Origin of the sequence: Brevundimonas subvibrioides, from assembly GCF_027271155.1 — a bacterium.
In the GTDB taxonomy this organism is placed as follows: Bacteria; Pseudomonadota; Alphaproteobacteria; order Caulobacterales; family Caulobacteraceae; genus Brevundimonas; species Brevundimonas subvibrioides_D.
In genome coordinates, this window is sequence record NZ_CP114542.1 from 344,403 (window position 1) to 363,128 (window position 18,726).

Annotated in this window: 25 protein-coding genes; 12 read left to right on the top strand and 13 right to left on the bottom strand. The window is 68.4% G+C overall.

Features of this window, described 5'->3' with window-relative positions; translation table 11 throughout:
- Positions 1-43: 43 nt before the first annotated feature.
- Positions 44-1,333, top strand: coding sequence for a flavin monoamine oxidase family protein (locus O3139_RS01745; RefSeq protein WP_269515179.1), 1,290 nt, complete (start codon positions 44-46; stop codon positions 1,331-1,333).
- A gap of 41 nt (positions 1,334-1,374) precedes the next feature.
- On the top strand, positions 1,375-2,127 hold the full coding sequence (gene nth / locus O3139_RS01750; protein WP_269516512.1) for an endonuclease III: 753 nt from the start codon (positions 1,375-1,377) through the stop codon (positions 2,125-2,127).
- On the opposite strand, the gene O3139_RS01755 is transcribed toward nth, so the two are convergent.
- Positions 2,058-2,930: an ATP-grasp domain-containing protein gene (locus tag O3139_RS01755; protein ID WP_269515180.1), complete on the bottom strand. Its 873-nt coding sequence runs from the start codon at positions 2,928-2,930 to the stop codon at positions 2,058-2,060. The genes nth and O3139_RS01755 overlap by 70 nt on opposite strands.
- Before the next feature lie 98 nt (positions 2,931-3,028).
- Here O3139_RS01755 and O3139_RS01760 point away from each other — a divergent pair, with 98 nt between their 5' ends.
- Positions 3,029-4,036 carry an adenosine kinase gene (locus tag O3139_RS01760; RefSeq protein ID WP_269516513.1) on the top strand — a complete coding sequence of 336 codons (1,008 nt, stop codon included), beginning with the start codon at positions 3,029-3,031 and terminating at the stop codon, positions 4,034-4,036.
- On the opposite strand, the gene O3139_RS01765 is transcribed toward O3139_RS01760, so the two are convergent.
- The 3 genes from O3139_RS01765 to O3139_RS01775 are packed head-to-tail and all read right to left on the bottom strand — an operon-like array spanning position 4,033 to position 5,478.
- The gene (locus O3139_RS01765) at positions 4,033-4,611 is read right to left on the bottom strand and encodes a Smr/MutS family protein (protein WP_269515181.1); all 579 of its coding nucleotides are present in this window, start codon (positions 4,609-4,611) and stop codon (positions 4,033-4,035) included. The two genes, O3139_RS01760 and O3139_RS01765, sit on opposite strands and share 4 nt — an antisense overlap.
- Before the next feature lie 4 nt (positions 4,612-4,615).
- Positions 4,616-4,855: a helix-turn-helix domain-containing protein gene (locus O3139_RS01770; protein ID WP_269515182.1), complete on the bottom strand. Its 240-nt coding sequence runs from the start codon at positions 4,853-4,855 to the stop codon at positions 4,616-4,618.
- Positions 4,856-4,857: 2 nt separating this feature from the next.
- Complete coding sequence (locus O3139_RS01775; protein WP_269515183.1) at positions 4,858-5,478, bottom strand: DUF2975 domain-containing protein; 621 nt, start codon at positions 5,476-5,478, stop codon at positions 4,858-4,860.
- 601 nt (positions 5,479-6,079) lie between these two features.
- On the opposite strand from O3139_RS01775, the gene rdgB reads away from it, so the two are divergent.
- Genes rdgB through O3139_RS01800 form a run of 5 tightly spaced genes read left to right on the top strand, consistent with a single transcriptional unit; the run spans position 6,080 to position 10,010 of the window.
- Positions 6,080-6,682 carry an RdgB/HAM1 family non-canonical purine NTP pyrophosphatase gene (rdgB, locus tag O3139_RS01780; protein WP_269515184.1) on the top strand — a complete coding sequence of 201 codons (603 nt, stop codon included), beginning with the start codon at positions 6,080-6,082 and terminating at the stop codon, positions 6,680-6,682.
- Positions 6,675-7,826 (top strand): radical SAM family heme chaperone HemW, encoded by a 1,152-nt coding sequence (gene hemW / locus O3139_RS01785; RefSeq protein WP_269515185.1) that lies wholly within the window; start codon positions 6,675-6,677, stop codon positions 7,824-7,826. Before rdgB ends, hemW begins: the two co-directional genes overlap by 8 nt.
- Positions 7,827-7,876: 50 nt before the next feature.
- Positions 7,877-8,752: a 16S rRNA (cytidine(1402)-2'-O)-methyltransferase gene (gene rsmI / locus O3139_RS01790; RefSeq protein WP_269515186.1), complete on the top strand. Its 876-nt coding sequence runs from the start codon at positions 7,877-7,879 to the stop codon at positions 8,750-8,752.
- Positions 8,749-9,156: a YraN family protein gene (locus O3139_RS01795; protein ID WP_269515187.1), complete on the top strand. Its 408-nt coding sequence runs from the start codon at positions 8,749-8,751 to the stop codon at positions 9,154-9,156. The genes rsmI and O3139_RS01795 overlap by 4 nt, the downstream gene beginning before the upstream one ends.
- Positions 9,157-9,194: 38 nt before the next feature.
- Positions 9,195-10,010 (top strand): SirB1 family protein, encoded by an 816-nt coding sequence (locus tag O3139_RS01800; protein ID WP_269515188.1) that lies wholly within the window; start codon positions 9,195-9,197, stop codon positions 10,008-10,010.
- Positions 10,011-10,013: 3 nt separating this feature from the next.
- On the opposite strand, the gene O3139_RS01805 is transcribed toward O3139_RS01800, so the two are convergent.
- Positions 10,014-10,340, bottom strand: coding sequence for a PilZ domain-containing protein (locus O3139_RS01805; protein ID WP_269515189.1), 327 nt, complete (start codon positions 10,338-10,340; stop codon positions 10,014-10,016).
- Positions 10,341-10,395: 55 nt separating this feature from the next.
- Positions 10,396-10,716 (bottom strand): 2Fe-2S iron-sulfur cluster-binding protein, encoded by a 321-nt coding sequence (locus O3139_RS01810; RefSeq protein WP_269515190.1) that lies wholly within the window; start codon positions 10,714-10,716, stop codon positions 10,396-10,398.
- An 86-nt stretch (positions 10,717-10,802) separates the two neighbouring features.
- Here O3139_RS01810 and O3139_RS01815 point away from each other — a divergent pair, with 86 nt between their 5' ends.
- Positions 10,803-11,024: a hypothetical protein gene (locus O3139_RS01815; protein ID WP_269515191.1), complete on the top strand. Its 222-nt coding sequence runs from the start codon at positions 10,803-10,805 to the stop codon at positions 11,022-11,024.
- Entirely contained in the window at positions 11,021-11,398 is a 378-nt protein-coding gene (locus tag O3139_RS01820) for a PIN domain-containing protein (RefSeq protein ID WP_269515192.1), read from the top strand. The genes O3139_RS01815 and O3139_RS01820 overlap by 4 nt, the downstream gene beginning before the upstream one ends.
- On the opposite strand, the gene O3139_RS01825 is transcribed toward O3139_RS01820, so the two are convergent.
- Genes O3139_RS01825 through sdhC form a run of 4 tightly spaced genes read right to left on the bottom strand, consistent with a single transcriptional unit; the run spans position 11,399 to position 14,830 of the window.
- The gene (locus tag O3139_RS01825; protein ID WP_269515193.1) at positions 11,399-12,196 is read right to left on the bottom strand and encodes a succinate dehydrogenase iron-sulfur subunit; all 798 of its coding nucleotides are present in this window, start codon (positions 12,194-12,196) and stop codon (positions 11,399-11,401) included. It lies immediately after the preceding gene.
- 7 nt (positions 12,197-12,203) lie between these two features.
- Positions 12,204-13,988: a succinate dehydrogenase flavoprotein subunit gene (gene sdhA / locus O3139_RS01830; protein ID WP_269515194.1), complete on the bottom strand. Its 1,785-nt coding sequence runs from the start codon at positions 13,986-13,988 to the stop codon at positions 12,204-12,206.
- Positions 13,989-13,994: 6 nt separating this feature from the next.
- Positions 13,995-14,399, bottom strand: coding sequence for a succinate dehydrogenase, hydrophobic membrane anchor protein (gene sdhD, locus O3139_RS01835; protein WP_269515195.1), 405 nt, complete (start codon positions 14,397-14,399; stop codon positions 13,995-13,997).
- Positions 14,396-14,830, bottom strand: coding sequence for a succinate dehydrogenase, cytochrome b556 subunit (gene sdhC / locus O3139_RS01840; RefSeq protein WP_269515196.1), 435 nt, complete (start codon positions 14,828-14,830; stop codon positions 14,396-14,398). Before sdhC ends, sdhD begins: the two co-directional genes overlap by 4 nt.
- Before the next feature lie 108 nt (positions 14,831-14,938).
- On the opposite strand from sdhC, the gene O3139_RS01845 reads away from it, so the two are divergent.
- Complete coding sequence (locus O3139_RS01845; protein ID WP_269515197.1) at positions 14,939-15,607, top strand: hypothetical protein; 669 nt, start codon at positions 14,939-14,941, stop codon at positions 15,605-15,607.
- On the opposite strand, the gene O3139_RS01850 is transcribed toward O3139_RS01845, so the two are convergent.
- Positions 15,604-16,017, bottom strand: a complete 414-nt coding sequence (locus tag O3139_RS01850) for an HIT domain-containing protein (RefSeq protein WP_269515198.1) — start codon at positions 16,015-16,017, stop codon at positions 15,604-15,606. The two genes, O3139_RS01845 and O3139_RS01850, sit on opposite strands and share 4 nt — an antisense overlap.
- A gap of 1 nt (position 16,018) precedes the next feature.
- The gene (locus O3139_RS01855) at positions 16,019-16,906 is read right to left on the bottom strand and encodes an SIMPL domain-containing protein (protein WP_269515199.1); all 888 of its coding nucleotides are present in this window, start codon (positions 16,904-16,906) and stop codon (positions 16,019-16,021) included.
- A gap of 186 nt (positions 16,907-17,092) precedes the next feature.
- Here O3139_RS01855 and mdh point away from each other — a divergent pair, with 186 nt between their 5' ends.
- Positions 17,093-18,055, top strand: coding sequence for a malate dehydrogenase (gene mdh, locus O3139_RS01860; RefSeq protein ID WP_269515200.1), 963 nt, complete (start codon positions 17,093-17,095; stop codon positions 18,053-18,055).
- A gap of 89 nt (positions 18,056-18,144) precedes the next feature.
- Here the strand turns inward: mdh and O3139_RS01865 are convergent, their stop codons facing one another.
- Entirely contained in the window at positions 18,145-18,681 is a 537-nt protein-coding gene (locus O3139_RS01865) for a YbjN domain-containing protein (protein WP_269515201.1), read from the bottom strand.
- Between the last annotated feature and the right edge of the window lie 45 nt (positions 18,682-18,726).

Genomic DNA, 18,726 nt, shown 5'->3' on the forward strand with positions numbered 1-18,726 from the left:
CAGGTTCCCTGAACACGTCATGTTTCCGCGCATTCCAGAGCCCATGACCCAGCCCCTCCGCCTGCCTTCCTCCATCGATGTCGCCGTGATCGGCGCGGGTGCCGCCGGGCTGTCGGCCGCGCGTCGGCTGGCGGCCGCCGGTGTCGCCTGCATCGTGCTTGAGGCGCGCGACAGGGTCGGAGGCCGGGCGCACACGATCCGGCGCGAGGGGCACGGCCTCGATCTCGGCTGTGGCTGGCTGCATTCGGCCGACCGGAACGTTCTGGCCATCAAGGGGCGCGCCGCAGGGTTCACGCTCGACGAGACCCCGCCGCCCTGGCGACAGCAGGCCTTCAACCTGGGCCTGACCGCTGATGAGCAGAAACAGTTCGGTGAAGCCTACGCCGCCTTCGACGACCGGGTCGCGCGCGCCGCCGAGGGGGGTCAGGACCGGCCCGCGTCGGACCTTTTCATTCCCGGCGAGCGGTGGAACGGGCGCATGGACGCGATCTCGGGTGCGCTGAACGGAGCCCGGTTCGCCGAGGTCTCGACGCTCGACTACGATGCCTACGAGGACACCGGCGTGAACTGGCGGGTGCTGGAGGGCTATGGCACCCTGGTCGAGGCCCTGGGCCGCGATGTGCCGGTGGTGCTGAACTGCCCCGTCGAGCGGATTGACCGGTCCGGGCCGGTGCTGAAGATCGACACCGCCCGGGGGCGGATCGAGGCCAGGGCGGTCGTCCTGACCCTGCCCACCTCGGTGATCGCTTCCGAAACGGTCCGGTTCGATCCGCCGCTGCCCGACCTGATCGAGGCGGCAGCGGGCGCGCCCCTGGGGCTGGCGTCCAAGCTGCACATGGCGGTCGACGGCGCGGATGACTTCCCCCCCGACAGCCAGCTCTGGGGCCGCAGCGACACCGCCCAGACCGGTGGCTATCACCTGCGCCCGTTCGGCCGGCCGATGATCGAGGGTTGTTTCGGCGGCGATCTGGCCTGGGGGCTTGAGGCGGATGGCCCGGACGCCTTCTTCGATTTCGCGGCCGGCGAACTGGTCGACCTGCTGGGCTCCGGCTTCCGGCGGCGCCTGACCCCGCTGGCGACCTCCATGTGGGGCGCCGAGCCGTTCTCCATGGGGGCCTATTCCCATGTCCTGCCGGGACAGGGCGACCCCGGGACCGGCGCGCGGGCGCGGCTGGCCCGGCCGGTCGAGGACCGGATCTTCGTCGCGGGCGAGGCGACGTCGAAAGGCTTCTACGGGACGGCCCACGGGGCCTGGGAAGAGGGCGAACGGGCGGCCGTCGAGGCCATCGTGGCGCTGGGGATCGACCCCCGACTGTCGCGCGAGGCCGCTTGAAGACGCCCGCCCGCAAGCCCGGCAAGAAGCCCGGTGGCATCATGACCGGTGCGCCGGTCCCGGTGTTCGCCTGGCCGCCGGACGAGGACCGGGTCGAGACGATCTTCGAACGGCTGTCGAAGATCATGCCGGAGCCGAAGACCGAACTGACGTTTCAGGACTCCTTCACCCTGGTGGTCGCCGTCGCCCTGTCGGCCCAGGCCACGGACGTCGCGGTCAACAAGGCCACCGAAAAGCTGTTCGCCGTCGCCGATACGCCCGCGAAGATGCTGGCGCTGGGGGAGGAGGGGCTGGTCCCCTACATCGCCTCGATCGGCCTGTACCGGAACAAGGCGAGGAACGTCATCGCCCTGTCCCGCATCCTGCTGGAGCGGCACGGCGGGGTGACACCGCTGAACCGGGCCGATCTTCAGGCCCTGCCCGGCGTGGGTCGAAAGACGGCCAGCGTGGTCCTGAACGAGCTGGGGATCGAGCCGGCCATCGCCGTGGACACTCACGTCTTCCGCGTCTCGCACCGGCTGGGCCTCGCCAATGCCGCGACCGCCGACAAGGTCGAGGACCAGCTGCACCGGATTGTGCCGGAAGCCTTCCTGCCCAAGGCCCACCACTGGCTGATCCTGCACGGCCGCTACACCTGCACGGCGCGGAAGCCGAACTGCCCGGGATGCGTGATCTCCGACCTGTGCCCGGCGCGGGGGTTGATGACGGCGACCGGCGACGCCTTTCAGCCGGCCAGCCGCGCCCGCACGGCTTCGGCGAAGAGCAGACCCCGATCCGGAGCCTCCGACAAATAGAAGTCCGGCTCGATCAGCTCGGCCTCCATCAGCAGCCACTGCCCTTCGTGTTCGACCATGTCGATGCGGGCGTAGAGCAGGGGCTCCTCGATCGCCGCGAGCACCCGGTCGGCGAGGGCCAGCGCCTCCTCCGGGGGATGGGCGACCGCCTCATAGCGGCCGCCGAACTGGGACTGGATGCGGAAATCGCCGGGCGCTGCGGTCTTGAGGACGGCATGGCTCAATTTCCCGCCGAAAAACAGCAGCGACAGTTCTCCCGCCGTGGCCAGGTCGGGCAGGAAGGGCTGGATCATGGTGGCCCCCTCCGGCGCATCGACCAGGGCCTCGCCCCGCCCGATCTTCAGCGTCTTCCAGGCCCCGCCGGAGACCGTCGGCTTGACGATCAGGGTTTCGGTCCCGAACCGGTCGAAGGCGGCCTCGACCTGTTCCGGGGTGACGCCATCGCTCCAGGCCGTCGGGGGGATAGCGATGCCCGCCGCTTCCAGACGTCGAAGATAGGCCTTGTCGGAGTTCCAGCCCAGGACGCTGGCGGGGTTGGCCAGCCGCACGCCTGCCGCCGCCCAGGTCCGTGTCGCCTCCAGCCACAGGGCGTGATGCTGGTGATAGCCCCAGGCCAGTAAGGGCAGGACCAGTGGTAACTCGACCAGAGCCGACGCATCCCCGGCATGGTCCGGCCAGGCCATCGGACGCGTGGTGACGCCGGTCAGGGCCAGGGCGGCCGACAGTCGCTCCAGCACCACCGGCCAGTGCGGGCCATAGGTGCCATCACCGGCGGCGGGCGTCAGGACGGCGATTTCGGTCATCGAAGGCCTCTCATGAACATAAGGATGTCCTTATATCTTTTTGAGCTTGAGGGTAGGCGGGACTGGTGCTGGATCGCCGCGCCCGCTATGGGGCCGTCATGACCCGGAACGCCCCCACCTATGACGTCTGCGCCGTCGGCAATGCCATCGTCGATGTCCTGAGCCCCTGCGACGACGCCTTCCTGGCCGCGCAATCATTGACGCCCGGCTCGATGCAGCTGGTTGACGAGACCCAGAGCGCGGCCCTTTACGACGCCATGGCCGCGGGCGTGGAGGCCTCGGGGGGTTCGGCGGGGAATACGGTCGCGGGCGTCGGCAGTTTCGGCGGCCTGGCAGCCTATATCGGCAAGGTCGCGCCCGACACCCTGGGCCAGGTCTTCAGCCACGACATCCGCGCGGCGGGCGTCCATTTCGACACGCCCGTCCTCGAAGGCGGGGCCGGAACCGGCCGTTGCCTGATCAATGTGACACCCGACGGCCAGCGCACCATGTGCACCTTCCTGGGCGCTGCGAACCAGCTGTCGGTCGCCGATATCGACGCCGATCTGATCGGGTCCAGCGCCATCGTCTATCTGGAAGGCTATCTGTTCGATCCGGCCCCGGCCCGTGCGGCCTTCGAGGCCGCCGCCGCCGCCGCCCATGCTGCCGGGCGCAAGGTCGCCATCACCCTGTCGGACACTTTCGTCGTCGCCCGCTGGCGCGCCGAATTGCTGGCCTTCATCGAGGCTTCGGCCGACATCGTCCTGGCCAATGAGGGCGAACTGGCCGCCCTGTTCGAGACCGACGACTTCGACGCCGCCGCCGCGCAACTGGCCTCGATGGTCGACATCGCCGCCATCACGCGCGGCGAGCACGGCTCCGTTATTCTTTCGGGCGACGACCGGGTCCCGGTCGCGGCCTTTCCCGTCGACAAGGTCATCGACACGACGGGCGCGGGCGACCAGTACGCCGCCGGCTTCCTTCTGGGCCTGGCGCGGGGCCTGACGCTGGAGCAGTCCGGCAAGCTGGGTTCGCTGGCGGCGTCCGAGGTCATCGCCCACTGGGGCCCGCGGCCGATGGTCGTGCTGTCGGCCCTGGCGGCCGGGCATGGCCTGACGCTGAACTAGCGGCGTTTCAGCGTCACATAGATGGCGCCGTCGCCGCCGTGGCGGCGGTGGGCCATGGCGAAGCCGGAGACGATGCCCCTCAGCGCGTGGCCCTGCAGCCATTCGTGGATCGAGGCGCGGATGATGCCGCCACCCCGGCGGCCCTGACCGGTGACGACCAGGACGGCGCGCAGGCCTCGTGCCTGCGACGCCATCAGGAAGGCGCGCAGCTGGTCTTCGGCCTCGAACCGGGAAAAGCCATGCAGGTCGATGGAGGCCTCGATCGGATCGCGCTCGCGCGACAGGCGGCGCTGGCGACGGGGTTCCAGTTCTTCGGGGACGGCCCTGGGCGGCGCGGGGGCGGGCTTCGGGACCATCGGCACGGCCGCCCGGATCCGGGTCGAGGCCTTTGGCTTCATCGGGCCGGGGGGCTTGGGAACCTTGATCGTCGCGGGCTTCAGAGGCTCGTCCGGCAGGAGGGCGCCGGGGGTGACGCGCGCGGCCTTTCGCGTTCGGGGCGGCGTCACCGACCCCGCCACACGGGCCCAGATACGACGGTCTTCCGGGGTCAGGTCCGGGGGCGGGCGGCGCGCCACGGGTTCAGGAATCTTCGCCGTCGGCGTCCGGCTCGGGCGGGCCGGGCTCATAGACCAGCAGATCGCCGGGCTGGCAGTCCAGTTCGCGGCACAGCGCATAAAGCGTCGAGAACCGCACGGCCCGCGCCTTGCCGGTCTTGAGGATCGACAGATTGGCCAGGGTGACACCCACCCGGTCGGCGAGTTCGGTCAGCGACATGCGCCGCTCGACCAGGAGTTTGTCCAGCTGAACGCGAATGGCCATGGTCAGATCGTCAGCTCCGCTTCGCGCCTCAGCCGCGCGCCTTCGCGGAACACCTCGGCGAGGACGAAGACGACCAGCACCGAGAAAATGGGGGTCAGCAGTTCGCCCAGCCCTTGCGAGTCCATGACGCCCGGAGCCAGCCGCGCGGCCACCATGCCCTGGGCCAGCCAGACGCCGGCCGTAACGACCGCCAGGATCAGCCCGATCTGGCGCAGGCGGCGCACATTGTCCGGCTGGAACGGGTCGCCCATGGTCAGTGTCCGAAAGATCATTCGCAGGTTTCGCAGGATCAGCAGGAAGCCGCCGAAATAGGCGGAAAAGGCCCCCACACCAAACAGGACGAGCGCGCGCGTCAATGGTTGCTGGGTGCCGCCGTCATCATCCGTGAAGGTGATATTGTACTGGCTGACCGGAATGAAGATGGCCGCCACGAACAGCAGCAGCAGCACGGCCGTGATCAGCATGAGCAGGACATAGGCGACGTCCAGCGCGATCTTCAGCAGGCTGGAAACCGATCCGGGGCCGAGTGTCCTGAACGGGGATCTGAACGGCAGCGGGAACGGCGCGCGAAGGCCCGGCGTGGGCCATTTCGTCGGGCGTCGTTCGGGCCGCTCGGGGGGCATGGAAGGCCTCTGCCGGAAGGATCAGGTCGCGATGACCGCGCGGGGTCCGGTGAACCCCGACGCGGCTGTCTTCATCGCGTTCTTCATCACTGGCGTCAAAGCTCTCTTTTTTGAAGCGTGTCGCCAACGCTCGGCTCGCCCCCCGGTCCGATCTTCGATCGGCCGCAGGCCTGGCTATGCCTTGCTGCCTGAGCGACAAGTGTCATTTTCAATCGTCGCTCAAGTCGGGAGCGACCGCGTCGCGACCATAGCGACACGAAATGCTGGCACCCTTCCTAGAAGGCCTGGACCAGGATGGCGACCAGGGCGGTCGGCAGGGCGGCGAGGAGGGCGGCGTTCACCAGGACGGTGCCGACCTTGTCCATCATCAGCGAGGCGTTCATCGTGTTCATCGTACTATTCTTTCGATCCTGAAGCGGGTCATTTATTGCCCGCATTCTTTAACCACAGGCTTCGATTTGCTCGTTTCGATCAAACCGGGGAACGTCGTGGCTGCCGTTCTTGAGATCATAGATAGGACGTGCGTGCCTTCCAGTCACGTTACATATCGTTTAACGATATTAAACTTAGGCAATGAATTGTTACGGTCACCGGGGTTTCGATGAATCTGAAGCTTATCAAGGGGATGCGGCTGGTGGCCGCAACCCACAATGCCGGCAAGGCTCGCGAAATCCACGCGCTTCTGGACGGACATTACACCTTGGTCACCGCGACCGAGGTGAATCTGCCCGAACCCGCCGAAACCGAGGCCACGTTCGTCGGGAATGCGATGCTGAAGGCCCGGCATGCCGCGGCCTTCTGCGGTGAAGTCTGCCTCGCCGACGATTCGGGCCTGTCGGTCGCCGCTCTGGATGGTGCGCCCGGGATCTTTTCCGCACGATGGGGTGGCCCGCAGAGGGACTTCAATCTGGCCATGGACAAGATCGAGACGCGGCTGGAGGAACTGGGCGCGCGCGACCGCACGGCCTGGTTCACATCGGCCCTCGCTGTGGCCTGGCCCGACGGGCCGTGCGTGGTCGTCGAGGGCCGCGTGGACGGCGTCGTGACCTTCCCCCGTCGCGGCGAGCGCGGCTTCGGCTATGACCCCATCTTCATCCCCGAGGGGCATTCGCAGACCTTCGGAGAGATGGATCCCGCGCTGAAGGACAGGTTGAGCCACCGGACCCGGGCCTTTGCGATGCTGAAGGCCGCGCTCATTGACTGAGGCCCCCGGTGCGGTCGCCGTCTATGTGCACTGGCCCTATTGCGCCCGCATCTGCCCCTATTGCGATTTCAACGTGGTGCGGGACCGGGGCCGGCGCGACGAACAGGCAGGGCTGGTCGAGGCCATCCTGACCGATCTGTTGGCGCAGGCCGCATTGCTGGGCCCGCGGCCGCTGGCGTCCCTCTTCTTCGGCGGTGGCACGCCCTCGCTGATGCGGCCGGACGCCGTGGCGCGGGTGATCGAGCGAGCGCGGGCGCTGTTTCCGCAGGGCGGGGAGGTCGAGATCACGCTGGAAGCCAATCCGACCGACGCCGAGGCCGCCCATTTCGGGGCGCTGAGGGACGCCGGCGTGAACCGGCTGTCTCTGGGCGTGCAGTCGCTGGACGATGCGGCCCTGGCCTTCCTCGGGCGCAATCATTCGGCGGCAGAGGCCCGGCGCGCGATCGGGGTGGCGGGATCGGTGTTCGGGCGCCTGTCGATCGATCTGATCTATGCCCTGCCCGACCAGACGGTCGAAGCCTGGTCCACCGCCCTGACCGAGGCGGTCGACCTGGGGTTCGAGCACGTCTCGCCCTATCAGCTGACCATAGAGGCGGCGACGGCGTTCGGACGGGCATATGAGCGCGGGACCCTCGTTCCGCCCGACGAGGACCGGGCGGCGGATCTCTATGAGGCCACGCAGGGCGTTCTCGCGGCGGCCGGGTTCGACGCCTATGAGGTGTCCAACCATGCGCGGGGCGTCGCTGCCCGGTCGGCGCATAACCTGCATGTCTGGCGCGGTGGAGACTATGTCGGGGTCGGGCCGGGGGCACACGGACGTTTGACGCTGGACGGCACGCGGACCGCGACCGTCGCCGAGCGCAGGATCGGACCCTATGTCCAGGGGGTCGCGGCCGGTCGGCCATGGACGGAGACCTCGCGCCTCGATGCACGCGAGACCGCCGAGGAGCGGGTGCTGCTGGGCCTGCGGACAGTCGAGGGCGTCGGGATCGGTGACCTGTCTGTTCTCGGTCTGTCGATCAAGACCGGCCCGGTGGCCGGGCTGATCGAGGACGGTTTCGTTCGGGTGGCGGAGGGCCGGTTGGCGGCGACGGCGCGCGGACGTCCGGTGCTCGATGCCGTCCTGAAGACGCTGCTGACCTGATCCTCCCCCGTTCGCTTCGCTCGCAGGGAGGAATGTGGCACGGTCGGCCGATGAGCGAGCCCAGTCCCTTTCCGCCGACCGCCCCGCCGCCCCGTCCGGTGTCGGCGGGCCTTTATCTGGTCTCCACGCCGATCGGGAACCTGCGCGACATGACGCTGAGGGCCCTGGACGTGCTGGCGGCGGCGGATCTGGTGCTGGCCGAGGATACGCGGGTCTCGGCCCGTCTGCTCGGGGCCTATGGGCTGAAGGCGCGGCTGGAACGCTGCGACGACCATGCCTCGGCCCATGCGGCGGAGCTGGCGATCCGGAGGATCGGCGAGGGGGCGGTCGTGGCCCTGGTGTCGGACGCCGGGACGCCGGTCGTGTCCGATCCCGGCTTCGTGGTGGCCCGGGCGGTGATCGCGGCGGGACTGCCGGTGCATCCGGTTCCGGGGGCGTCCAGCCTGCTGGCAGCGCTGGTGTTGTCGGGTCTGCCCGCCGATCGGGTGATGTTCGCCGGCTTCCTGCCGCCCCGGTCGGCCGGGCGCCAGGCGATTCTGGCCGAACTGAAGGACGCGCGCCAGACCCTGGTCCTGTTCGAGAGCGGACCCCGGCTGCGCGCCAGCCTGACCGATATGGCGGCGGTGCTGGGTCCGCGCCCGGCCGCGGTCTGCCGGGAACTGACCAAGATGTTCGAGACCTGCGTGCGGGGATCATTGGATGCGCTGGCCATGGACCCGGCGCTGGATGGACCGAAGGGAGAGATTGTCGTGGTGATCGGGCCGGGCGAGACCGAGACCGCCAGTGCGGCCGACGCCGATGCGGCCCTGACCGAAGCCCTGGCCCGTCTGGCACCCGGCGAGGCGGCGTCGGAGGTGTCGCGAGCGCTCGATCTGCCCAGAAAGGCGCTTTATCGCCGCGCGCTGGAGCTGCAGGGGCGGGGATGAAGCCCGAACGGGTCCGACGGCCGGTTCAGCCGGTCAAGGCGGCATCCGCACAGCGTCGGGCCCGGGGCGGCCGGGCCTTTGTGGAGGGCCACGCCGCCGAATGGATCGCCGCGGTCTGGCTGATGCTGAAGGGCTATCAGATCCTGGGGTTTCGGCTGAAGACGCCGGGGGCCGAGATCGACATTCTGGCGCGCAAGGGCCGCGTTCTGGCCGTGGTGGAGGTCAAGCGGCGCGCCACGCCCGAGGCTGCGCTGACGGCCTTGAAGCCCGTCCAGCTGGAGCGACTGCGCGCGGCCGGGCAGGCCGTGTTGCGCCAAAGACCCGGTCTCAGGGGCATGATCCTGCGCGTGGATACGGTGACGCTGGTGCCCGGCCGGTTTCCGCGCCATCGTCGCGGTCTCTAGTCCCGGGGATCCGGGACGCGCCGTCGGGGGACGTCGCCATGACAAGAGACGACGCGGAGCGGATGCTGGCCCGGGCCGGTCTGGCCGACGACGACGCCTTTCCCTTGCTCGAAGCCGCCATCGCCTGTGCGATCCATGATCATCCGTTTCGCGATCCGGTACCGGTGCGACGCCTGGCCGAGGCGGCGAGAGAGCGGCTGGCCGAGCGGATCCAAGGCGAGAGCCCGGACGATGCCCTCGCCGAGACCATGGCGGCGGACTTCAGGTTCACGGGCGATCTTCTGACCTTTGACGACCCGGCCAATACGGATGTGATTGCGGTCGCGGAACGGCGCAGGGGTCTGTCGGCGGCCCTGGCGATCTTTTACCTGGATGCGGCCCGTGTGACGGGTCTGAAGGCCGCCGGCGTCGATTTCCCCAATCATTTCCTGCTGCGGGTCGAGACCTCGGCCGGGCCGGTCGCCCTGGACCCCTTCAGCCATGGACGGGTGGTCATGCCGTCGGAACTGACGCGCCGGGCGCTGCTGGCCGGATTGACCCCTCACGTCGCAGACCGCCTGGATCTGCTGATGGCGCCCGTGACCGACAGGGAGGCGCTGATCCGCCTGCAAAACGTCCAGTTCAGCCGGGCCATCCGGGCCGAGGACTATGTCGCGGCGGAACGCTCGGCCGTGCGCCGGGCCCTGCTCGCCCCCGAGGATCACCGACCCTGGCTCGACGTGGCCGCCGCGCGGGAGAAACAGGGCGCCCTGGCCGGAGCGCTGGATGCTCTTGGCCAGGCGCGGGGCTTCGCGGGTCAGGACGGTCCGGTGCACAAGGTCAGCATGGACCGGTTGCGGATGCGGCTGAACTGACCATCAGAGGGCGCTGGCCCGGACCCAGGCCTGACGGGCCTGTGCCAGTCGCGACGGCACCAGGCCGCGCACATTGGTGCCCTGGCCGACCTTCAGCCCCACCTCGACGCCCTTCTGCCAGGCGACCGTCGCCTCGAAGGCCGTGGCGCGCGTGATGTCGACCACGATGACGGTGTCCGGCAGGGCCATGGCGCGGTCGAGACGGATCCGTATTCCACCATCTGACATGTCCGCAATCAGACAACTCAGTTCACGCCCCTCGGCAATTACCACGCCGGACGTATTGCCGGGGCTGCGCGCCTGGGTGCGGCGATCCTGGAAGCGGTACATGGACACGGTACTGGAACGCGCAAAGGCCGACTCTGGCCTCACGCGATTGAAAACGTCAGTGCTGGTTGGCGGGCAGACGAACGATCAGGCCGTCCAGGGCGTCGCTGACCCGGATCTGGCACGACAGGCGCGAGTTCGGTTCGACCGCCTCGGCGAAATCAAGCATTGATTCTTCCATGGCCGAGGCCTTTCCCGCCCTGTCGCGCCAGGCCTCGTCGACATAGACGTGGCAGGTCGCGCAGGCGCAGGCCCCGCCGCAGTCGGCATCAATGCCGGGCACGTTGTTGCGCACGGCCCCCTCCATGACGGACAGGCCGGGCTTGACCTCGACGGTGTGCTCTCGACCGTCGTGCTCGATATAGGTGATCTTCGCCATGGGCGGGTCATACCAAGGCCTCGACGAGAGACAAGCCATATATTGATGCCGTATTGGATATATGGCATCATTGTCCCATGACGGAGATGCGGAAAATCACGGCCTTTCTGCCCGCGAAGCTGTTGGCGACGGCGCAGAGTGCGACGGGTGAAGGGCTGACCGAGACGCTTCGCCGCGCGCTGGAGGCGCTGAACCATGCTGAATGGTGCCGCAAGATGCTCGCGCTGGAAGGAAAGGTGCCGCTCGACATCGACCTTGACCGCCTGCGTGAAGATCGGACGTTCGACGCTGACGGAACCGCAGTTTGATTGCAGCGGACACCAGCGCCGTTCTGCATTTCCTGCACGGCCGTGACAGCCCGGCCCGGTTCGCCGTTCGGGCGGCCCTGATCGACAAGGCCCTGGCCCTGCCGCCGCCGGTGGTTGCCGAGCTTCTATCCGGGCCCGTGCCAGAGCCTCGACTGGACGAGGTGCTGGAGATCGCGTCGCGACTGCCGTTGCTGGACGGATTCTGGGAAAGAGCCGGCGGGACGCGCCGCGCGGTCCTTGCTCTCGGGCTGCAGGCCAGGCTGGCTGACAGCCTTGTGGCCCAGGCCTGTCTGGATATCGACGTGCCCCTGATCGCCGCAGACGGGGACTTTCGCCATTTCGCCGCCCACTGCGGGCTCAGACTTGCCGTCTGATCAGGCCGCCTGCTTCCTGCGGTTCGGGGCCACCATCAGCTTCTTGGTCTCGGCGATGGCCTTGGCGGGATTCAGGCCCTTGGGGCAGACCTGGGCGCAGTTCATGATCGTATGGCAGCGGTAGAGCTTGAACGGGTCCTCGAGGTCGTCGAGCCGCTCCTGCGTCCTGTCGTCACGGCTGTCCGAGATCCAGCGATAGGATTGCAGCAGCGCCGCCGGGCCCAGGTATTCCGTCTGGTTCCACCAGTAGCTGGGGCAGGACGTCGAGCAGCAGGCGCACAGGATGCATTCGTACAGACCGTCCAGCTTCGCCCGGTCTTCCGGCGACTGGAGACGTTCCGTGGTCGGGTCCGCGTCGTCGGACTGGAGGTAAGGCTTGATGCTGTCGTACTGGGCGTAGAACAGGGTCAGGTCGGTGACCAGGTCCTTGACCACCGGCTGGTGCGGCAGGGGATTGATGGCGATGGTCGAGGACGAGCATTCGTCCCAGCCCTTGGTGCAGGCCAGGGTGTTGCGCCCGTCGATGTTCATCGAGCAGGAGCCGCAGATGCCTTCACGGCAAGACCGACGGAAGGTCAAGGTCGGGTCAATGGTTGATTTGATATGGATCAGCGCGTCCAGCAGCATCGGGCCGTGGTCGTCGGCCGAGACCTCGTAGACGTCCCACCGGGGGTCGGCATCGACCTCGGGGTCGTAACGATAGACCTTGTAGGTCTTGACGTTCCGGGCCCCGGCCGGAGCCTTGTGGACCTTGCCGGCCGTGGGCTTGGAGCCCCTGGGAAGGGTGAGCTGGACCATCGGTTCCTCAGTAAACCCGAGCCTTGGGTTTGATATAGTCGATGTCCGAAGACATCGTGTATTCGTGCACCGGGCGGTAGTCGATGACGACCCCTTCGCCAGGCTTCTTCCAGGCCAGGGTGTGCTTCATCCATTCGCCGTCGTTGCGATCGGGGAAGTCCTCGCGGGCGTGGGCTCCCCGGCTTTCCTTGCGGTTGGCGGCGCTCTCGATCGTGACCAGGGCCTGATCGATCAGGTTGTCGTATTCCAGCGTCTCGATCAGGTCGGTGTTCCAGATCAGGCCGCGATCGGTGGTCCGGATGTCCGCGCCGCGGGCATGGATGTCGCGCAGCTTGGCGACGCCCTCGGCCAGGGTCTCGCCGGTGCGGAAGACCGCAGCGTCGGACTGCATGGCCCGCTGCATCTCGCCGCGCAGCCGGGCGGTCGGGGTCGAGCCCGAGGCGCGGCGGAAGCGATCCAGACGGGCCAGATGGCTGTCGGTGTGGGCGGCGGTCGCGGTCGGCACGGCCGAGGCCTTGTCCACGATCTCGCCGGCGCGCAGGCCAGCGGCGCGGCCGAAGACGACCAGATCGGTCAGGGAGTTGGAGCCCAGGCGGTTGGCGCCATGCACCGACACGCAGGCCGCCTCGCCTACGGCCATCAGTCCGGGGACCACGGTGTCGGCATTGCCGCCCACCTTGGTCAGGACCTCGCCGTGGTAGTTCGTGGGGATGCCGCCCATGTTGTAGTGGACGGTCGGAATGACCGGGATCGGCTCCCTGGTCACATCGACGCCGGCGAAGATCCTGGCGCTTTCGGAGATGCCCGGCAGGCGTTCGTGCAGCACGGCCGGGTCGAGGTGATCCAGGTGCAGGTTGATGTGGTCCTTGTTCGGGCCGACGCCGCGTCCCTCGCGGATCTCCATGGTCATCGAGCGGCTGACGACGTCGCGCGAGGCCAGATCCTTGGCCGAGGGGGCATAGCGTTCCATGAACCGCTCGCCTTCGGAGTTGGTCAGATAGCCCCCCTCGCCGCGGGCACCCTCGGTGATCAGGCAGCCCGCGCCATAGATGCCGGTCGGGTGGAACTGGACGAACTCCATGTCCTGGAGCGGCAGGCCGGCGCGCAGCACCATGGCGTTGCCGTCGCCGGTGCAGGTGTGGGCCGAGGTGGCGCTGAAATAGGCGCGGCCATAGCCACCGGTGGCCAGGATGACGAGCTTGGCGTTGAAGCGGTGCAGGGTGCCGTCGTCCAGCTTCCAGGCCGTGACGCCGGTGCACGTCCCGCCGTCCATGATCAGGTCGAGGGCGAAATACTCGATGAAGAATTCGACCTCGCGGCGCACCGACTGGCCATAGAGGGTGTGCAGGATGGCGTGTCCGGTGCGGTCGGCGGCGGCGCAGGTCCGCTGGACGGGGCCCTCGCCATAGTTCTTCGTCATGCCGCCGAAGGCGCGCTGATAGATCTTGCCGTCGTCGGTGCGGCTGAAGGGCACGCCCCAGTGTTCCAGCTCATAGACGGCCTTGGGGGCCTCGCGGACCAGATATTCGATGGCATCCTGGTCGCCCAGCCAGTCCGACCCCTTGACGGTGTCGTACATGTGCCACTTCCACGAATCCTCGCCCATATTGCCCAGCGCGGCCGAGATGCCGCCCTGGGCCGCCACGGTATGCGAGCGGGTCGGGAAGACCTTGGTGACGCAGGCGACCTTCAGGCCCTGCTGGGCGGCACCCAAGGCGGCGCGAAGGCCCGAGCCCCCGGCACCGACGACGACGACGTCATAGGCGTGATCGACGAATTCGTAGGAAGCCATCAGTCGTCAGATCCCGAAACCGGCCGGCAGCGGCGCCGAGCCCAGCGCCAGCCGCACGATGAAGAAAACGCTCGCCGCCGCCGCTGCGAGACAGATCAGGTTCACCAGGCCGATCAGCAAGGCCCTGGTGCCTGCGACATGGATGTAGTCCTCGATGATGACCTTCCAGGCCAGGCTGGCGAAACCGAACAGGATCAGGGCGGTGGCGGCCAGCAGGGCGGCGTTCACCGGGCTGGCGAACCATTGCAGCACGGCATCGTAGCCCTGGCCTGACAGGGTGAAGGCGGTCGAGGCGCTCCAGAGGCCCAGCGGCATCAGGGCGGCCAGCAGGATCTTTTCCAGCGTCCATTCGCCTGCGCCGTGGCGCTCCGAGACGCGAACGCCGTTCCGGTACCGGGCGGCATGACTCACAGCGAAATCCTTCCCGAGAGGAACAGCAGGGCGAAGAAGGCCGCCGCCAGCGGGACCGGCGCATAGACGGCGATGCTCGACAGAAGGTCGGCCGACCTGAGCGTCAGGCCACGACCGGTGTCGTTGATCAGGTGGCGGCCGCCGTTCAGCAGCAGCGAGAACAGGACCACCGTCAGGCCGAAACCGATGAAGAGGCCGAACGGTGATCCGGCGAGGGCCAGGCTCGTCGCATAGGCCTCGGGACCGAAGGCCACCGCCGCCAGCCACGCCACGCCGATCAGGGCACCGACGCTGATCGCGCCGATGGTAAAGCGGAACAGGATCGAGGCGGTCATGGTGATGTGCCAGCGCCAGGTCTGAAGATGGGGCGACAGCGGACGGGGACGGCCGTTGGGCTGGATCACGGTTCGATCCGGCGGGGCGTTCGACATGCGAAGGGTTCTCAAAACCGGGGACGTTCAGGCGAAAGCCCGATGGGCCATGGCTTTAAGGACCGCCGCGGGGCGGTGTCAACGCGATGCTGCGCTGCAAACGGCCGCATGGCCGACGTCGCGGCCCGACCCCCGGAAACCGATCACAATTTCGCGTGTTCGCCGTATCCACTGGCTATGCCCGACATCTGGCGACAGTCTGTCGGCATGCTGGTCATCGCGCTGATTTCTCTCGCTGTTTCGACCGCCCAGGAGGGCGCAGTGCCCTATGGCACCCCGGTCTATGCGCCGCCGGTCGTTCGCCCTTACGAGCCGCCGTCGAATTTCGGTCGTATCGTCGCCGAGGGCGACGGGGGCGGCGATGTCACGCGACGTCCGATCGTTCGCCCGGTCGCGGTCGAGTCCTATCGCGGCAGCTACGAATACGCGCCGACCACGGCCGAGGAGGCCTACAATCGCGGCGTGGCCCAGGCCGAAACCAGCATGGATGCGCGCATGGGTCCGCTGGACGGGCTGTGGCGGGTCAGGGATGCGGCCGGCAACACGCTGATCTCGCTGGCCTTGACCGATCCCGGCAGCGGGCGACCGGTAGAGGGCGCGTGGCGCAAGGACGGGGGCCGGGGCGAACTGGGCGTCATCGAACAGGTCGAGCGCACGGACGACGCGGTGACCCTGGTCTGGTCGCAGGGCCGGCTGGTCCTGCGCGCCGGAGCGCCCGGCTGGACCGGCGAGCTGACGCTGGACGGGCGCGCCGTGCCGGTCACGATTTCGCGCTAGCCTGATTCCAGGCTCTCCAGCGCCGTCCGGAACCTGGCCGCATAGGGCACCGATGGCCCTCGCCCCCAGACGGGGTCGGGCCACAGGCCGTCGTCGCGGCGCCGGCCGACCACATGGACATGCAGCTGGGCCGTGACATTGCCGATGGCGGCGACGTTCAGTTTTTCCACCGCCTGCCCCATCGCCTCGCCCAGCGCCCGCACCCGATCTCCGGCCCGGACGATCTCCTCCATCAGCCTGACGCGGTCTCCCCCTGACAGATCGTCCAGCTCCGTCGCGCCATCAACGCGCGGAATCAGGATCAGCCACGGAAACCGGGCGTCGTCCTGCAGCCGGACGTGGCACAGGTCCCAGTCGGCGATGAAGACCGAACCGGACGCAAAGGCCGGGTCGGGCGCGAACGAATCCACCTCAGTTCAGGCCATAGACCACGCAGGCCTGGTCGGTCAGGGTCTGCAGCGGCGGCTGCAGGGCCAGCCGCGCCGCCTCGATCTGTGCCTCGCTGGGGGCCTGGCCCGGAGCGGGCGGCGGCGGGGGCGGCGGGGGTGAGGGCATCGCCATCGCCCGTGCCCCCATGACCTCATAGGGCTCCACGGTCGTCGCCTGGGACGGGCCCGACCCATAGGACGGCCAGCCCGCCAGTACATCGGTCTGGCAGGCGCGGCCGGTGGGATCGATCACGCGAACGGACCCCAGGGTGGCTCCGGCGTTTCGGGCCGCAGCCTCGGCCCGGGTCCGGGCATCGCGCATGGCGGCCCCGGCCAGATTGGTCTTGGCGTCGTTGTCGGGTTCCAGGCTGAAATAGACCTGGCTGATCGAATTGGGCTGGGACGCCACGACCGTGGCATAGATCCGCTCCAGCAGGGCGACGTCGCGCACCGACAGGCTGACCGTCGCCTGGGCCTGATAGCGCTCGATCCGGTCGGCCCGGGTGTTGTCGCGCAGGACGCCGTTCTCGTCTCGGTACTGGTCGTAGAGAGGCTGGGTCGACAGGCTGGTCTCGACGCGGACCTTTTCGACGCCATAAGCCGCCAGGGTCTGGCTGAGGGCCCGGACCTGATCGGCGGCCTTCCGGGACGCCTCCGCCACGCTGCGGTCCACGACCTGGAAGGTGGCGGAGAAGCCCGCGCGATTGGCCTGAAGCTCGACCCGGACATAGCCGATCGACGCGATCACCGGATCGCGCATCCACCAGGGGGCGGGGACGTACTGTTGGCCGATGGTCGCGGGCGGGGTCTGGGCCAGGGTCGGTCCGGCGATCGCGGACAAAAGCAGGGCGGCGGCGAGTGGTGCGCGCATGGGTCGGCTCCTCGTCAATGGGACGGCGAGCGTCGCAGGACGCACCGTCCGGGTAAACCCCCGCTTCCCCGCTTGCGACCATGGCTCACCGGGTCTAGACCGCCGCCCGACGACTTCTGACATCGCACCGCAACAACCCGGCCTCAAGCAGCGCGACCGCGCGACAGGCCACCAGGAGGACTGCCTATGGCTCGCGCGAAGATCGCTCTCATCGGTGCCGGAATGATCGGCGGCACCCTGGCCCACGTTGCGGCGCGCGAAGCGCTGGGCGACGTCATCCTGTTCGACATCGCCGAGGGCACGCCCCAGGGCAAGGCGCTCGACATCGCCGAGGCCACCGCCGTGTTCGGCGCGGACGTCTCGCTGAAGGGCGCCAATGCCTATGAGGACATCGCCGGGGCCGACGTCTGCATCGTGACCGCCGGTGTGCCCAGAAAGCCCGGCATGAGCCGCGATGACCTGATCGGCATCAATCTGAAGGTCATGAAGGCCGTGGGCGAGGGCATCAAGGCCCACGCCCCGAACGCCTTCGTCATCTGCATCACCAATCCGCTCGACGCCATGGTCTGGGCCCTGCAGAAATTCTCGGGCCTGCCCAGGGAGAAGGTCGTCGGCATGGCCGGCGTGCTCGATTCGGCCCGCTTTGCCTATTTCCTGGCCGAAAAGACCGGCGTGTCGGTGCAGGACATCCATGCCTGGACCCTCGGCGGTCACGGCGATGACATGGTGCCCATGGTGCGGCACTCGACCATCGGCGGCCTGCCCCTGCCCGACGCCGTCGCAGCCGGCCTGTTGTCGCAAGCCGACCTCGACGCCATCGTCGATCGGACCCGCAAGGGTGGCGGCGAGATCGTGGCCCTGCTGAAGACCGGCTCGGCCTTCTATGCCCCGGCCGAAAGCGCCATCGCCATGGCCAAGTCCTATCTGCTGGACCAGAAGCGCGTCCTGCCCTGCGCCGTCTGGCTCAGCGGGCAATACGGCCTGTCGGACCTCTACGTCGGCGTGCCGGCCCTGCTGGGTGCCGGTGGCGTCGAGAAGGTGATCGAGTTCACCACCAATGACGACGAAAAGGCGATGTTCAGCAAGTCGGTCGAGTCCGTGCAGGGCCTGATCCAGGCGTGCAAGGACATTGACTCCTCCCTCGCCTAGGCGTGGGAGAGCGCTGACGCCCGGCCCGCGGGACCTCGCGGCTCGGGCGCAAGACATGAAGGGGCCCCGGAGCGATCCGGGGCCCTTCTTTATGGAGCCGGAGCCGTCGCCGCTCCCGCCGGCGTCGTGACGGTGCGTCCGAGGTCGACGGCCAGGCTGCGCCAGACCTGGAGGGGGTCGTCCAGCTGGGCGGCGCCGACGCCGGGGACCAGCAGGACGTCATACTGGGCCACGGCCTGACCCTCGCCGCCTTCGGTCTCGGGTACGGCGTAGAAGGCCTTCACGAACCGCCGCGCACCGTTCCAGCGCGAAACGATCTCTGGCGTGGCATTGGTCCCGGAAAAGACGGCGGTGAACTGGACGTCGGGACACTGGCCATCGGTGCAGGAAAACAGGGTCAGAACCCAGCGCAGGGGACCGTCCTCGACACGCAGGTAGATGCGGTCTCCGTCGGGCTGGGGCGTACCGACGGTCAGTCCGGCGGCCGTCAGCCGGGCCATGACCTCGGCGACGGGCAGGCCATTCCAGCGCGACGAGGTGGCCTCGGTCGGCGGCGAGGGGGCGGTCTGGGCGAGGGCCGGCGAGGTCAGGGCCAGCAGACCGGCGACGAGGGCGAGGGTTTTCATGGACGTCTTCCGCTTGATGGGATCACCGTAGGCGGCTTTGAGGCC

Bases quoted from the DNA above. Each gene is read 5' to 3' on its own strand.
- O3139_RS01745 (WP_269515179.1), top strand. From the start codon at position 44: ATGACCCAGCCCCTCCGCCTGCCTTCCTCCATCGATGTCGCCGTGATC.
- nth (WP_269516512.1), top strand. From the start codon at position 1,375: ATGACCGGTGCGCCGGTCCCGGTGTTCGCCTGGCCGCCGGACGAGGAC.
- O3139_RS01755 (WP_269515180.1), bottom strand. From the start codon at position 2,930: ATGACCGAAATCGCCGTCCTGACGCCCGCCGCCGGTGATGGCACCTAT.
- O3139_RS01760 (WP_269516513.1), top strand. From the start codon at position 3,029: ATGACCCGGAACGCCCCCACCTATGACGTCTGCGCCGTCGGCAATGCC.
- O3139_RS01770 (WP_269515182.1), bottom strand. From the start codon at position 4,855: ATGGCCATTCGCGTTCAGCTGGACAAACTCCTGGTCGAGCGGCGCATG.
- O3139_RS01775 (WP_269515183.1), bottom strand. From the start codon at position 5,478: ATGCCCCCCGAGCGGCCCGAACGACGCCCGACGAAATGGCCCACGCCG.
- rdgB (WP_269515184.1), top strand. From the start codon at position 6,080: ATGAATCTGAAGCTTATCAAGGGGATGCGGCTGGTGGCCGCAACCCAC.
- rsmI (WP_269515186.1), top strand. From the start codon at position 7,877: ATGAGCGAGCCCAGTCCCTTTCCGCCGACCGCCCCGCCGCCCCGTCCG.
- O3139_RS01795 (WP_269515187.1), top strand. From the start codon at position 8,749: ATGAAGCCCGAACGGGTCCGACGGCCGGTTCAGCCGGTCAAGGCGGCA.
- O3139_RS01800 (WP_269515188.1), top strand. From the start codon at position 9,195: ATGACAAGAGACGACGCGGAGCGGATGCTGGCCCGGGCCGGTCTGGCC.
- O3139_RS01805 (WP_269515189.1), bottom strand. From the start codon at position 10,340: ATGTACCGCTTCCAGGATCGCCGCACCCAGGCGCGCAGCCCCGGCAAT.
- O3139_RS01810 (WP_269515190.1), bottom strand. From the start codon at position 10,716: ATGGCGAAGATCACCTATATCGAGCACGACGGTCGAGAGCACACCGTC.
- O3139_RS01815 (WP_269515191.1), top strand. From the start codon at position 10,803: ATGCGGAAAATCACGGCCTTTCTGCCCGCGAAGCTGTTGGCGACGGCG.
- O3139_RS01825 (WP_269515193.1), bottom strand. From the start codon at position 12,196: ATGGTCCAGCTCACCCTTCCCAGGGGCTCCAAGCCCACGGCCGGCAAG.
- sdhA (WP_269515194.1), bottom strand. From the start codon at position 13,988: ATGGCTTCCTACGAATTCGTCGATCACGCCTATGACGTCGTCGTCGTC.
- sdhC (WP_269515196.1), bottom strand. From the start codon at position 14,830: ATGTCGAACGCCCCGCCGGATCGAACCGTGATCCAGCCCAACGGCCGT.
- O3139_RS01845 (WP_269515197.1), top strand. From the start codon at position 14,939: ATGGCCGACGTCGCGGCCCGACCCCCGGAAACCGATCACAATTTCGCG.
- O3139_RS01855 (WP_269515199.1), bottom strand. From the start codon at position 16,906: ATGCGCGCACCACTCGCCGCCGCCCTGCTTTTGTCCGCGATCGCCGGA.
- mdh (WP_269515200.1), top strand. From the start codon at position 17,093: ATGGCTCGCGCGAAGATCGCTCTCATCGGTGCCGGAATGATCGGCGGC.
- O3139_RS01865 (WP_269515201.1), bottom strand. From the start codon at position 18,681: ATGAAAACCCTCGCCCTCGTCGCCGGTCTGCTGGCCCTGACCTCGCCG.